This is a genomic window from Microvirga sp. GN3 (assembly GCF_055792825.1).
In genome coordinates this window covers 1-13,122 of record NZ_JBVVAK010000186.1, presented here as the reverse complement: position 1 = coordinate 13,122, position 13,122 = coordinate 1, and the positions used below count along the sequence as shown (strand labels likewise).

General features: G+C 60.9%; 13 protein-coding genes. 3 read left to right on the top strand and 10 right to left on the bottom strand.

Translation table 11 applies throughout. The annotated features are described in order from the left end of the window. The coding region (locus ACS5Q1_RS41550) for a single-stranded DNA-binding protein (RefSeq protein ID WP_473103717.1) at window positions 1–112 on the bottom strand (112 nt) is incomplete at its 3' end. Window positions 113–239: 127 nt separating this feature from the next. Next, window positions 240–2,051 (bottom strand): M10 family metallopeptidase C-terminal domain-containing protein, encoded by a 1,812-nt coding sequence (locus ACS5Q1_RS41545; RefSeq protein WP_473103716.1) that lies wholly within the window; start codon window positions 2,049–2,051, stop codon window positions 240–242. Between the two features lie 684 nt (window positions 2,052–2,735). Between ACS5Q1_RS41545 and uvrA the strand changes: the two genes are divergently transcribed. Continuing rightward, a complete protein-coding gene (uvrA, locus tag ACS5Q1_RS41540) occupies window positions 2,736–5,717 on the top strand; it encodes an excinuclease ABC subunit UvrA (protein WP_473103715.1) in 2,982 nt (993 codons plus the stop codon). Window positions 5,718–5,739: 22 nt separating this feature from the next. On the opposite strand, the gene ACS5Q1_RS41535 is transcribed toward uvrA, so the two are convergent. Continuing rightward, window positions 5,740–6,816, bottom strand: coding sequence for an NAD(P)H-dependent flavin oxidoreductase (locus ACS5Q1_RS41535; RefSeq protein WP_473103714.1), 1,077 nt, complete (start codon window positions 6,814–6,816; stop codon window positions 5,740–5,742). Window positions 6,817–7,005: 189 nt separating this feature from the next. On the opposite strand from ACS5Q1_RS41535, the gene ACS5Q1_RS41530 reads away from it, so the two are divergent. Next, entirely contained in the window at window positions 7,006–7,746 is a 741-nt protein-coding gene (locus ACS5Q1_RS41530) for a DUF4336 domain-containing protein (protein ID WP_473103713.1), read from the top strand. A gap of 115 nt (window positions 7,747–7,861) precedes the next feature. Here ACS5Q1_RS41530 and ACS5Q1_RS41525 read toward each other — a convergent pair whose 3' ends face one another. Continuing rightward, on the bottom strand, window positions 7,862–8,656 hold the full coding sequence (locus ACS5Q1_RS41525) for a bestrophin-like domain (protein ID WP_473103712.1): 795 nt from the start codon (window positions 8,654–8,656) through the stop codon (window positions 7,862–7,864). A gap of 191 nt (window positions 8,657–8,847) precedes the next feature. Between ACS5Q1_RS41525 and ACS5Q1_RS41520 the strand changes: the two genes are divergently transcribed. Further along, a complete protein-coding gene (locus tag ACS5Q1_RS41520; RefSeq protein ID WP_473103711.1) occupies window positions 8,848–9,657 on the top strand; it encodes a class I SAM-dependent methyltransferase in 810 nt (269 codons plus the stop codon). Between the two features lie 74 nt (window positions 9,658–9,731). Here the strand turns inward: ACS5Q1_RS41520 and ACS5Q1_RS41515 are convergent, their stop codons facing one another. The 6 genes from ACS5Q1_RS41515 to ACS5Q1_RS41490 form a co-directional block, all read right to left on the bottom strand. Continuing rightward, window positions 9,732–10,544, bottom strand: a complete 813-nt coding sequence (locus ACS5Q1_RS41515) for a hypothetical protein (protein WP_473103710.1) — start codon at window positions 10,542–10,544, stop codon at window positions 9,732–9,734. A 259-nt stretch (window positions 10,545–10,803) separates the two neighbouring features. Beyond that, window positions 10,804–11,031 (bottom strand): DUF6894 family protein, encoded by a 228-nt coding sequence (locus ACS5Q1_RS41510; RefSeq protein ID WP_203439880.1) that lies wholly within the window; start codon window positions 11,029–11,031, stop codon window positions 10,804–10,806. A gap of 83 nt (window positions 11,032–11,114) precedes the next feature. Then, complete coding sequence (locus tag ACS5Q1_RS41505; RefSeq protein ID WP_473103709.1) at window positions 11,115–11,585, bottom strand: hypothetical protein; 471 nt, start codon at window positions 11,583–11,585, stop codon at window positions 11,115–11,117. Window positions 11,586–11,857: 272 nt separating this feature from the next. Beyond that, a complete protein-coding gene (locus ACS5Q1_RS41500; RefSeq protein WP_473103708.1) occupies window positions 11,858–12,073 on the bottom strand; it encodes a DUF6894 family protein in 216 nt (71 codons plus the stop codon). Window positions 12,074–12,155: 82 nt separating this feature from the next. Continuing rightward, window positions 12,156–12,371 carry a DUF6894 family protein gene (locus ACS5Q1_RS41495; RefSeq protein WP_473103707.1) on the bottom strand — a complete coding sequence of 72 codons (216 nt, stop codon included), beginning with the start codon at window positions 12,369–12,371 and terminating at the stop codon, window positions 12,156–12,158. 102 nt (window positions 12,372–12,473) lie between these two features. Further along, window positions 12,474–12,890 (bottom strand): energy transducer TonB, encoded by a 417-nt coding sequence (locus ACS5Q1_RS41490; RefSeq protein ID WP_473103706.1) that lies wholly within the window; start codon window positions 12,888–12,890, stop codon window positions 12,474–12,476. Between the last annotated feature and the right edge of the window lie 232 nt (window positions 12,891–13,122).

Sequence of the window (13,122 nt, the reverse complement as noted above, 5' to 3'; positions counted from 1 at the left end):
CCGACGTGGCAAGCCGCAGGTTCACCACCGGCTCCCCGTTCGACAGGCGACGCACCTCCGGGTCCCGCCCCAGATTGCCCACCAAAATCACCTTGTTCACAGAACCAGCCATAACGGCCTCTCCTCATTCTCAGGAGGCTGTTCTGGGCCCCTGGGGCGCCGGGGGCAAGCCGGGCCGAGGGTTCTGCACAGGCCTGTCCCCAGAAAGGATGGGCGGCGTAAAGCCGCCTCGCGCCGGGTCAGATGACGAAGAAGTCAGCCGCTGTCAGCTTAAGATTCTTGGAGAGGCTGGCGATCTCCACCGCCTTGCCCTTGCCGGAACCGTCTATATCGTAGAGGAGAACGCCCTTCTTCTTGTCATAGACGATATAGTCGTTCTTATCCTTCGCCTTGTCACCAATGGCGAGGAACGACCTGGACAGCTTGGTGGGATTTGCCTCCGAGCCCTTCTTGCCGAGCTTGGCGAACACGGCGTTGTCGAGCCAGATCGAGTCGTCCTTCACCTTGAAGTCGACGATCTTGTCCTTGTTGGTCCGCTTATTGGGTCTCGCGCTGAACACGAACGTATCATGACCGGCATTGCCGATGAGCGTATCGTTGCCTGCGCCACCCCAAAGGATGTCGTTGCCGGAACGGCCATCGATACTGTCGCTGCCGTTCTGGCCGATGATCCGGTTCGCCCAAGCATCCCCATCAAGCCGGTCTGCTCCCTGGCTGCCGACGAGGGTGTCCATCATTGTTGCGTTTCGCGTCATCTGCCCGGATACCAGATCGATGACGTAAGGCACGGACCATGAATGGCCATTCTCGACAACGGTTGCAACGGCGTTCTTGGCTCCGCTGCCAGCATAGGTATGGCTGAAATTGGCGCCACCGCCTGACGGAGAAATGGTATCGACCGCACCGTCGCCCCAGTCGAGGCGGATGCTGGAGGCTGCGCCAGTGGCGAGACGCAACTCCACGAACCGCCCAGCCACGACCGCCGGTGCATTCTTCATCAGGACAGCATCGATGAGAAAGGTATCGATTTGTCCGTTGGTGTCGCCAGGCACCAGAGTGCTCGCGCGGCTGCCGACGACCACGAACCGTCCGTCGGGACTTACATCGATTCCATAACCCGTATCGTCATCGGATGGGATGCCCTCCGCAGAGATGGACAGACGAATGACCTCCCCCGTGACGAGGTCCTTGCGGAAGAGATCGTATTTGTGATTGCTGTCGCCGGGCACCACGTCATCCGCGGCGCTTGCGAAAATCAGATAGCGTCCATCCTTGCTGAGACGAGGCTCCTCGCTCCAACCATGCACTTCAGCCCCCGTGCTGATTGTTGAAAGGCGATCAATCGCCCCGGTTGCCAGATCCTTCAGAAAGACATCGTAATCGGCATTGGTGTCGCCAGGGACGAAATTGCTCGCCCTGCTGGTGAACACGACAGAGCGCCCATCGGCACTGAAGCGGGCCTGATAGCTGTAGTCATTACCTTCAGTTCCGCTGCTGTCGGTAGAGACGCGACGGATCTCGCCGGTCAGCAGGTCCTTGAGGAACACATCGGAGGTGCCATTGGTGTCTCCGGCCACCAGATTGGTCGCATTGCTCTCGAACAACACATAACGCCCGTCAGGACTGATCTGCGCGGATCGGCTGTCGCCGTCTCCGCCCGTTCCGTCACTGCTCGTCGAAAGACGGGCAACGGCGCCGGTGAACAGATCCTTCAGAAAGACATCTCTCGTGTTGTTTGTGTCGCCTGCCACCAGATCGGACGCGTAACTTTCGAAAGCCACATAGCGCCCGTCGGGACTGATCAGGGCTTTGTCGCTATCCCCGCCGACCTGTCGCCTACCGCCATCCGTACTGACCCGTGTTACGTTGCCCGTGGCCAGATCCTTGAGAAAAATGTCCGCCTTGCCGTTGGTATCGCCAGCGACCAGATTGTCGGCGCTGCTTGTGAACACGGCATAACGTCCGTCGGCGCTGAGCGCCACGTTATTGCTATGGCCATTTCCCTGGGCGCCGGTGCTCGTGGTCGAGATCCGAACAACCTCGCCCGTCAAGAGATCCTTACGGAAGATATCCGCGCTTCCGTTCGTGTCTCCAGCGACCAGATTGCTCGCTGGGCTTTCGAAAACCAAGTAGCGTCGATCGGCACTGAAAGACGCAAAACCGTTGTGGCCATTGGCCTGTGTGCCATCTTCGGCCGAGACTATACGCGAGATAATGGATGAGGCCGTAGGGCGACTGAAGGATTGGATAGTCAGGGTCAATGGCATGGAGCACCAGGCAATGGTTTAGTTGCAACGTAGCGTAATGTTGCTCTGTGCCATCTCGCAAGGGGCGATAGGACGACATTCAAGTAAAATCGGAAAATCCGGGGCTTTGAGGCCACGTGCCTGCGTCGCCATTTCAGCCTGTTCGTCCACAACGATCGGAAACGTGACGGGGGCCACGACGGAAGCGATCATTGGCGGCGGCGTTGGCGGCGCGGCCGCCGGTGCGACCGCGGGTGCCGTTACGGGCCTCGGGTCGCGCAGGCCTCCCCGGATTAAGACTCATGCCGCAGCAGGAGCCTTCCGTTGCACATCTTTCTCCAAACGACGCCCATTGCCCTCTGTACCCTCTTTGTTCTAGGATTTGAGACCTGGAATCATCCGCCGCATTGCATCGGCGGGTGGGACGTCACATATCCCGGAGCCGGCCTCACTTGGCCGTTTTCCCCTCTTTGAAGGCTATTGAAGGCCATGGCTAAACTCGACGAATTGTTCAACCGCGCCAAGGCGGGCGATCCGGATGCGCGCGTGATCTCGGTGCGCGGGGCGCGGGAGCACAACCTCAAGAACGTCGACCTCATGGTCCCGCGGGACAAGTTCGTGGTGTTCACAGGCCTCTCCGGCTCCGGCAAGTCGTCGCTCGCCTTCGACACGATCTATGCCGAGGGGCAGCGCCGCTACGTCGAGTCCCTGTCGGCCTATGCCCGCCAGTTCCTGGAGATGATGCAGAAGCCGGACGTGGACCAGATCGACGGTCTCTCGCCCGCGATCTCCATCGAGCAGAAGACCACTTCCAGGAACCCGCGCTCGACAGTCGGCACCGTCACTGAGATTTATGACTACATGCGCCTGCTCTGGGCGCGCGTCGGCATTCCCTATTCGCCGGCCACCGGCCTGCCCATCGAAAGCCAGACCGTCTCCCAGATGGTCGACCGGGTGCTGGACCTGCCGGAGAAAACCCGCCTCTACCTGCTCGCTCCCGTGGTGCGCGGCCGCAAGGGCGAATACCGCAAGGAAATCGCCGAGTTCCAGAAGAAGGGCTTTCAGCGCCTGAAGATCGACGGCGAGTACTATGCCATCGACGAGGCCCCTGCCCTCGACAAGAAGTTCAAGCATGACATCGACGTGGTGGTTGACCGCATCGTGGTCCGGGCCGATATCGCCGCACGCCTGTCGGAATCCTTCGAGACCGCACTTGAGTTGACCGACGGCATCGCCGTCATCGAATACGCCGACGAGAAGGACGCGAAGGGCCAACCGAAGCGTATCGTCTTCTCGTCCAAGTTCGCCTGCCCGGTCTCCGGCTTCACCATCCCCGAGATCGAGCCGCGCCTGTTCTCGTTCAACAACCCCTTCGGCGCCTGCCCCACCTGCGGCGGCATCGGCCATGAGATGCGCATCGACGAGGCCCTCGTCGTGGACGAGACGCTCTCGCTCAAGCGCGGTGCCATCCTGCCCTGGGCGAAATCCACCTCGCCCTATTACGGCCAGACGCTCGAGGCGATCACCAAGCATTACAAGGCTTCCATGACGAAGCCCTGGACCGAGTTGTCCGAAGAAGTGCGCAACGTCATCCTCTACGGCTCGGACGGCGTCTCCATCCGCATGGCCTATGACGACGGCATGCGCGCCTATGAGGTGCGCAAGCCCTTCGAAGGCGTGATCCCCAATCTCGAGCGCCGCTACAAGGAAACCGAGAGCGATTGGGCGCGCGAGGAAATCGGCCGCTTCATGGGCGAGACGCCGTGCGAGGCCTGCGGCGGCAAGCGCCTGAAGCCGGAAGCGCTCGCGGTGAAGATCGCAGGCTCCGACATCGGCGATGCCACGGCCCTCTCCGTGAAGGACGCGCATCTCTGGTTCGGCGATCTGTCGAAGAAGCTGACCAAGAAGCAGAACGAGATCGCCGGCCGCATCCTCAAGGAAATCCGCGAGCGCCTCACCTTCCTGGTCGATGTGGGCCTGGAATATCTCACGCTTGCCCGTTCCTCCGGCACCCTGTCGGGCGGAGAGAGCCAGCGCATCCGCCTCGCCAGCCAGATCGGTTCCGGCCTGACGGGCGTTCTCTATGTGCTCGACGAGCCCTCCATCGGCCTGCACCAGCGCGACAACGAGCGCCTGCTCGTCACCCTCAAGCGCCTGCGCGATCTCGGCAACACGGTGATCGTGGTGGAGCATGACGAGGATGCAATCCTCCATGCCGATTACGTGTTCGATATCGGTCCCGGCGCCGGCATCCACGGCGGCAAGATCGTCGCGGAAGGCACGCCGGACGAGATCATGGCGAACCCGAAATCGCTCACCGGCAAGTACCTGACGGGCGAGTTGTCCGTGAAGGTGCCGGGCAAGCGCCGCAAGCCCGACCCGAAGCGCAAGATCAAGCTCGTAGGCGCGAAGGGCAACAACCTGAAGGACGTGACGGCAGAGATCCCGCTCGGCACCTTCACCTGCATCACCGGCGTGTCGGGCGGCGGCAAGTCCACGCTCGTCATCGACACGCTCTACAAGGCCGTCGCGCGTAAGCTCAACGGCGCGCTGGAGCACCCTGCCCCGCATGATCGCATCGAAGGCCTGGAACATCTCGACAAGGTCATCGATATCGACCAGTCGCCCATCGGCCGCACGCCGCGTTCGAACCCGGCCACTTACGTCGGCGCCTTCACGCCGATCCGCGAATGGTTCGCCGGTCTGCCCGAGGCCAAGGCGCGCGGCTACCAGGCCGGCCGCTTCTCCTTCAACGTGAAGGGCGGACGCTGCGAGGCCTGCTCCGGCGACGGCGTGATCAAGATCGAGATGCACTTCCTGCCCGACGTCTACGTCACCTGCGACGTGTGCAAGGGCAAGCGCTACGACCGCGAGACGCTGGAGGTGAAGTACCGCGAAAAGTCCATCGCCGACGTGCTCGACATGACGGTGGAGGAAGCACGCGACCTGTTCAAGGCAGTGCCGTCGATCCGCGAGAAGATGCAGACGCTTGCCCGCGTCGGCCTCGACTACGTGCATGTGGGCCAGCAGGCCACGACGCTCTCGGGCGGCGAGGCGCAGCGCGTGAAACTGTCGAAAGAGCTCTCCAAGCGCGCCACCGGCCGCACGCTCTACATCCTCGACGAGCCCACCACGGGCCTTCACTTCCACGATGTGGCAAAACTGCTCGAGGTGCTCCATGAACTCGTCGACCAGGGCAACACGGTCGTCGTGATCGAGCACAATCTCGAGGTCATCAAAACCGCCGACTGGGTGATCGACATGGGCCCCGAAGGCGGCAACGGCGGCGGCCAGATCGTGGCCCAGGGCACACCGGAAGAGATTGCCGAGTCGAAAGCCAGCCACACCGGCCGCTTCCTCAAGGAAGTGCTGGAGCGCAGGCCCTTGAAGAAGGAGGCAGCTCCGAAGGAAGCCGCCAAGAAGGCGCCGGCGAAGAAGGACAAGAAGGTGACGCGGCAGGCGGCGGAGTAAGGCGGCCGGAGGTGCTCTTCTCTCAGGCTGAACGCACGTCCAGCCGATCAAGCGCCTCCCGCGCCAACGCCTTCGTCAGCTCCCCTGCGGATAGCTCACGGGCCAGGCGTGCCGCTTGGCCGGACCAGAGAGACATAAAATCTCCCGAACCGAGGGGCTCGGATTTCTGACGCAGGGGGGCGAGCGCTCCGCCTGCAAGCGGAAACTCAGGCGCCAGCACCGAGATGGGGCCGACCTCGCGCATGATCCGGTTGACGATGCCTCGCGCAGGGCGCCCGGTAAAAAGGTTCGTCAGCGCTGTCTCTTCAGCGCCAGCGCCTTTTAACGCCTGCCTGTGAATCGGGGATATCGTGGCTTCCGGCGTGAACAGGTAGGCTGTTCCGATCTGCACGGCCGATGCTCCCAAGGCGAAAGCCGCGACGATGCCCCGCGCATCGGCAATCCCGCCCGCAGCAATGACTGGCACCTTCACCGCGTCGACCACCTGCGGCACCAGCGCCATGGTGCCAATCTGAGTCGTGATATCGTCGGTCAGAAAGATGCCGCGATGGCCACCGGCTTCGAAGCCCTGTGCGATGATGACATCACACCCCTCGCCTTCGAGCCAGCGCGCCTCGGCGACGACAGTCGCCGAGGAAAGGACTTTGGCGCCTGTATCCTTCACACGTTTCAGAAGGTTTTGCTGCGGCAGTCCGAAGTGGAAGCTCACGACCTCCGGCCTGAATTCTTCGACAAGGCTTAAGAATGTCTCGTCGAAGGGAGCGCGCGTCGAGGGAGGGGTCGACATATCCGGGTCGAGCCCGAACTCCAGATAGTAGCCTTTCAGGCGCTGCTTCCACGCTGCCTCCCGCTCGGCATCGACAACCGGGGCACGATGGCAGAAGAAATTGACGTTGATCGGCTTCGAGGTCTTCTGCCGGATTCTGGACAGTTCTTCCCTGGCCTTGTCGTGGCTCAGCAGAGCGCAGGGGAGAGATCCGAGCCCCCCAGCCTCCGAGACAGCGATGACCATGTCAGAGAGATTGGCACCGGCCATGGGAGCCTGGATGATGGGAAGCTCGATGCCCAGAAGGTCCAGAATGCGTCGGTCGTTCCACATAGCCGCCACCTGTCCTGTGCTGCAAGAATCCAGCATCCCAGTGCTAGGCCCGATAGGCGGCCCGCACAAGAGCGCAACCTTCGCACGTGATCGGCATTTTTGCCATCAGTTGAAGCTTCTGACGAAGGGCCTAGTCCTCAAAAGACGACAGGGCCCCTTTTGCCCTCGCGGGGTCGTGCAAGGTGAACCATGTCCCATCAAGACGTAACCTATCCTCCCCTCGACGTGCTCAAGCCCGTCGCGGACAATGTCTGGATTGTCGACAGCGGGCCTCAGGAGGCGATGGGCTTAAGCCTGCCGGTGCGGATGACAGTGATCCGTCTGAGCAATGGTGATGTCTGGCTCCATTCGCCGACGCGCTTCAACGCGGAGCTGAGACGCGAGATCGAGACGCTTGGCCCCATCCGCCATCTCATCGCTCCCAATGTCGCACATTGGACGCATCTCAAGGAATGGCAGTACGGCTGCCCGGCCGCCAAGACATTCGCCGCGCCCGAACTGCGCCGGCGACCCCAGGTTCAGAAGAAGGGCTTGCGGTTCGATCGCGACCTGACAGACGAGCCCGCCGAGGAATGGAGCGGTGAGATCGAGCAGATCGTCGTCCCGGGCGGCGCGGGCTTTCGCGAGGTCGCCTTCTTCCACCAGCCTACGCGCACGCTCATTCTCACCGACCTCATCCAGAATCTCGAGCCGGAGAAGCTGCCGTTGGGAACCCGTATCTTCGCGACGCTCACCGGCGTAGAGGCGCCCGGCGGCAAGGCTCCGGCATATCTGCGCCTCGTCATTCGCCTGCGCCGCAGAGCGGCGAAGGAAGCCGTCTCGCGGATCGTCGCCTGGAGCCCACAACGTGTCATCATCGGACACGGCCGCTGGTTCGAGCGCGATGGCACAGCCAACCTAAAACGGGCCTTTGCCTGGCTGCTAGGATAATGCGGGAGCAGGCTCCTCCATACCTTGTGGCACACCACGTGAGAGACGCTGCTGAAGTCAATCAGGTTGCTCAGCCCTGAGTCCCGCCCCCAAGACTGTCACTGCCTCGGCTTCCTTATTGGCTCGAAGTCACTCTCGGCGCTCCCAACTCATCCTCAAGCACCATCTCATAGGGCACCGTATCGATGGCGGCCGGGCCTGCATAGGGATGGCTCAAGGCCAGGATGAAGTAGAGCGCGAGGCCCGTGTAGGCTCCGTAGACAGAAAGAATGGCGATGTGCACGAGGTTGGCCGGAAAGACGAGGAAGAAGCCGACGATGATGGCGAAGCCGATCAGGGCCATCCACCAGAACAGGCTCGGAAGACCACGATGGGCGAGCGAGAGCCGCGCCTTTCGATGGTCCTGAAGGGTATCCATGTTCATGATCATCCGGGTCCGCAGGGATTGCTGCTGCGGCGTCTCGGCTTGGAGATTGAGGATGGCATGGTCGAGCGTGGTGTAAGCCCGCCTCGCCTCGCGGCTGCCTCTGAGGCTCGCGGAAGCCTGCCACTCGTTCTGCAGGGCCGCCGTCACATAGGCGGCAAGCTGGCCGCGTAGCGCATCCTTCTCCGGCCCGTCCCATTGATTCAGTTCGAGCGCGATGTGCTCGATCGTTGTGAGTTCTTTTGAGACCTCCTGCTGCAGGTTTGTGTGCGTGGACTGCGCCTCCGCGAATACGAGCGCCAGAATGAGACCGTGGATCGTTCCGATGCGCACGGCGACCGTTTCGGCCACATCGCGGGTCCTCGTCGGCAGCTCTTCGCTCAACAGCCGGCGCAGCACGACGAAGGGAATGGCGGAGGCCGCAATGGCGAGCAGCATCGCAAGGATCGCGCCCAGCCAGGCTGGAAGCTGCAGAATGGCCGTCATGCTTGCTCCTGGATTTAGGCCGCGCAAAAGAGAGCATGTCATATCTTCCCATGCCATGGCTTTTCCGGCGTATCTCCGCTCGGGCTTTTGTCTCATTTCGAGCGATCAGGTCGTCGGCCCTAGCCTTTTGAGACACTTGCCCGCCCTAGCCTTCGGCGCGATCATCCCTCCCTTTCACGGTGGAGGAAACGATGGGTGCCACCGATGCCGCCTTTGCGGGCTCGATTCCGGCGATCTACGAACAATATCTCGGTTCAATCCTCTTCGAGCCTTACGCCGAAGACATGGCAGCGCGCCTGCATGATATCGCGCAGAGCCGCATTCTGGAAACGGCCGCCGGGACGGGCATCGTCACTCGCGCGCTGGTGAAGGCATTGCCGCCCAATGTCGAGATCGTCGCGACCGATCTCAATCAGGCGATGCTCGATGTTGCGGCCAAGCGGCTCCAGGCACCCAATGTGAAATGGCAACAGGCTGATGCGCAGGCGCTTCCGTTCGAGGACACATCCTTCGACGTGGTCGTGTGCCAGTTCGGTGTCATGTTCTTTCCCGACAAGCTGACGGCCTATCGCGAGGCGCTGCGCGTGCTCAAACCCCGTGGTCGCTTCGTGTTCAACGTCTGGAACTCCCTCGACCACAACGAGGTCAGTCGCATCATCTCCGACGCGGCGGGCAAATGCTTTCCCGACGACCCGCCGCGCTTCATCGAGCGCGTGCCCTTCGGCTATTTCGATCCCGACCGGATCCGTGGCGAGGTGCAGCAGGCAGGCTTTGAGAACGTCGATATCGAGGTTGTCGAAAAGGTCACGCAAGCTCCCTCACCCCACGCTCCCGCGATGGGACTTTGCCAGGGCTCTCCCCTACGATCCGAGATCGAGGCCCGCGCTCCGGAGCGCCTGGAGGACGTCACGACCAAGGCGACTGAGGCTCTTGCGGCGCGCTTCGGCACATCGGCCGTTGAAAACCGCATGAGTGCTCTCGTGGTCACGGCTTGGCGCTGACAGGTCGCCACACGAAAAATCCAAAACGAGAGGCGCGACACCGATGGGTCACGCCTTCTCGTCGCCGATGCCATTTAGAGCGCCGACATTCGGCTCATCAGGCGGCAGAGCGCCTGCATGTCGGAATCGTACCCATCGGGAGAGGCCGAGACCATGGCGCAGCTGCGACGCAGCTTCAGGCGCTCATCTTCGCTCATGTTGCGGATCTCCGCCCTGAGACGTTCGGTTTGACCGGGTCTGCTCGGCTGGTTCGGGTTGACGCTGCCGGTTGAGGATGGATTGCGCACGCTGCCCGTTCCCATCGAGCCTGGATTGGTAAGCCCACCCGTGCCGCCGGTATTGCCTGTTCCGCTGTTGCCGCCAGTGGCACGACCGCCACCAACCCCAATACCGACGCCCACATCAATACCATTCGAGCCGCCGATGCCTGCGCCGACACCTGCGGTTATGTCGTCTGATCCACCGATGCTCGTGCCCAGACCTGCCGTCACGCCGTCAGACCCGCCTACATTCGCACCGACACCTGCGCTGATGCCGTCGGAGCCTCCAATATTCGCACCCGCTCCTGCTGAGACACCGCTCGACCCACCGATGCTCGCTCCGCTGCCGGCCGAGGCCCCGCTCGAGCCACCCACATTGGCACCCGCGCCAGCACTCGTGCCGCTTGATCCGCCGATGCTGGCACCAAGACCAGCCGAGATGCCATTGTCACCACCGATATTCGCGCCAACGCCGGCTCCAAGACCGTCCGAGCCACCAACGTTCACTCCAGCACCAAGACCGACCTGAGCCGTCGCGGGCTGCCCCATCAAACAAGCAACAAGAACAGCCATGCCAAAAATTGAAGCCCCACGGCCCGAGGCAATCGAGCGTCCACGCGAATTCATCTCCCTACTCCTCCGGGTTAACCCTCACGGGTATCTCGCGTGAAAAGACTCCGACCCGAGGAAATAAGTTCCACAACTTTTGATATTCGGCCTCAGCAATACCTGCAATCAATTACGAGTTATGATGTAATGTGTGAAGTTGCAACCTGATGATTACTTAAATTATAACGTATCATTCCGAGAGATTGGCGAAAATGCCAGTAATCGGCTCGGCGCGACTTTATTGTTAACAAACTGATCTTGGGCAGAGGCCCGATCTTCAATGCACAGTGCTGTTCAGCATCATCGAATGAAGAAGGGTCCCCTGGGGGCAGACGATATCGAGCCGCCATCCGGTCCAATCCTGCGCATCGCTGCCGATTTCCTGTCGCAGCTCGGTGATGGCAAGGAGAGCCTGGACCTTGGCGCTTTCCAGGTCGTGGACTTCAATTCCCGTGTTGTCGACGATCTCTTCGTGATCGTTCACAAGATGGAAGAAGCAGCGCATTTGGGACAAACACCCACTCGGACAGGATGGAGTCTGCTAACCCTTTTTGCCGATGAAGTGAAGAGACCTTCTGGACCCGCACCCTATTCGTCTTTGGTCGGAGTCTCTGCCCTCAGCGGGTGAAGCGAATCCAGGGAAACCCAGCCGATATCCGGTCGCGGCGCCGGGACCAGATAGGCGCGGCCCTCCTCGAGTCGGTCGATGCGGCAAGCGATCGCCCGCTGGTCTCCCGGCGGACGATACACCACGACGGCACCCACATGGACGTCATCTGGGTTGCTCGCCAGCGCGTTCTGATGCGGTGGAGGTGTCTGCTGAGACTCTGACTGCATACCCCCATGGTTTGCTCTCACACGGTCAAGAGCGGCGATCGCCAGTCGCGCGCGATCCCGATAGCGTTCGCTTACCGGCCGCAGAAGCGCGCCGCGCGTACGCCCCGGATACCAGGAAGTGCCTCCCGCTTTCGCCAATTCTTCTGCGACGGCTTCAATCTCTTCCTCTGTCACGCCTGCCCCCCAGACATAGACCACGATACCGTAGGAACCATTGCACAAATCTGCTTGCCGAGAGCTTAACGCAGAGTAATGCGCAAGTTTAGTGTCAGGAATGGAGAGACCTTAGTACATTAGTTTTTCCATGGAGAGCACCTCCCCCAAAGGATTGGAACCAATTTAATACCATTTCGACGCATGTTTGCAGTGACCGCCCTTTTCGAAAGCGGAAGTCATTCTTTTTGAAGGCGATTCATTTCAGAAGGGGATCCGGTTGACCATCCTGCTGCTCCAACCCGAAACGAGAGTGATGATTTCACCCCCGCAAAGCAGCTTTAGAGCGACGTGACATGGATGAGTTCGTCGCCTTCATCCGTGACCGCGACGGTCCAGCGGCATCCATGCCTGCTTTCGTGCAGCAGATCGCCGCGGAGTTCAGCTGCTGCCTTGTCGGCAGCTCCTCTGGCGGCGGCGGGATCGGGTAGATCGACCCCTTCCCGATCCCAGATGAACTGATCCTTAGAACGGAGATGGAAGTAATAGCGGGGCATCCCGCTCCCCTCTGTTGCAGCGATCATCTCACGATGGTGGAACACTCACCCGGACCGTATTTCTACGGGGTGGAAGCATACGCTACAAAGAAAGGACAAAGACAATCCGGCCCGCCTCGTCGGTGATGATGGTGGTTCTATGGGGCAAGCTCTGAATGAAGCACAGGACACGATCCCAGGACGCATGAGCCGCCTGAGCTTCAACTCCCCGCACTGTTTTCAAATTCGGCAGATCGATCCCTTCCCTATCCGGTATGAAGCGATCTCCAAGCTGGACGTGAAAATGATAGCGCGGCATCGGTGCTTCTCATTCCTATCCAACCACAGACTACGCGCCTTGAGCGTGAGCGCTTTAACACAAGTTACGAGAGGCGGGAGTTTAGCCTTTCTCGGGAACACCTTACGCCTGCGTGGCAGGACGCTCACCGCCTCCACGGAAAACGCCAGTCGAGAGTGACATCACACCTGTATTGAACGTGATCACCATGACCCTCCACTGCGCATAGCGTGGAGCAAGGCCTGCTGGGATATGGAAAGGTGCGCACCGCTTCACAGCAGCCAAGGCGGCTTTGGCCTGGTCGGAGTTAGCGATGCCCTGCAGCACCTTCGGCGCCTGGGCCAATGATCCATCTAGGTTGAGCCGTACTTCAATGACCGTGGCATCTGCGCCGATCGCAGACTTCGGAAGAACATAACAGTGGGCGATTTGATCGTGGAAGATCGCCCGCAGATCTGCACGCTTATCACCGGCGGGAACGCAAGCTGTCATGACCATGGCAATGAGCATGGCAAGACCTGTAGCGATGAAACCATTCATTGGCGGTGCCCCCTTCGCAGACAATAGGACCGCTCGCCTTCTTTCCGCAACTACATTTCATTTATCTATTCGTACGGGGCAGAAGTACGTCGATGCAACATTGGGCAATGGTAATTACCCACGCCCCATTCAGAACTGAGGTTCAGGCGGACACGGTCTGAAGGATCGTCTTGAACGCATTGGTTCCCGGGCCGAGGCGAGCCGTGTCGACGACGGTGCGAATGTCGGCTTC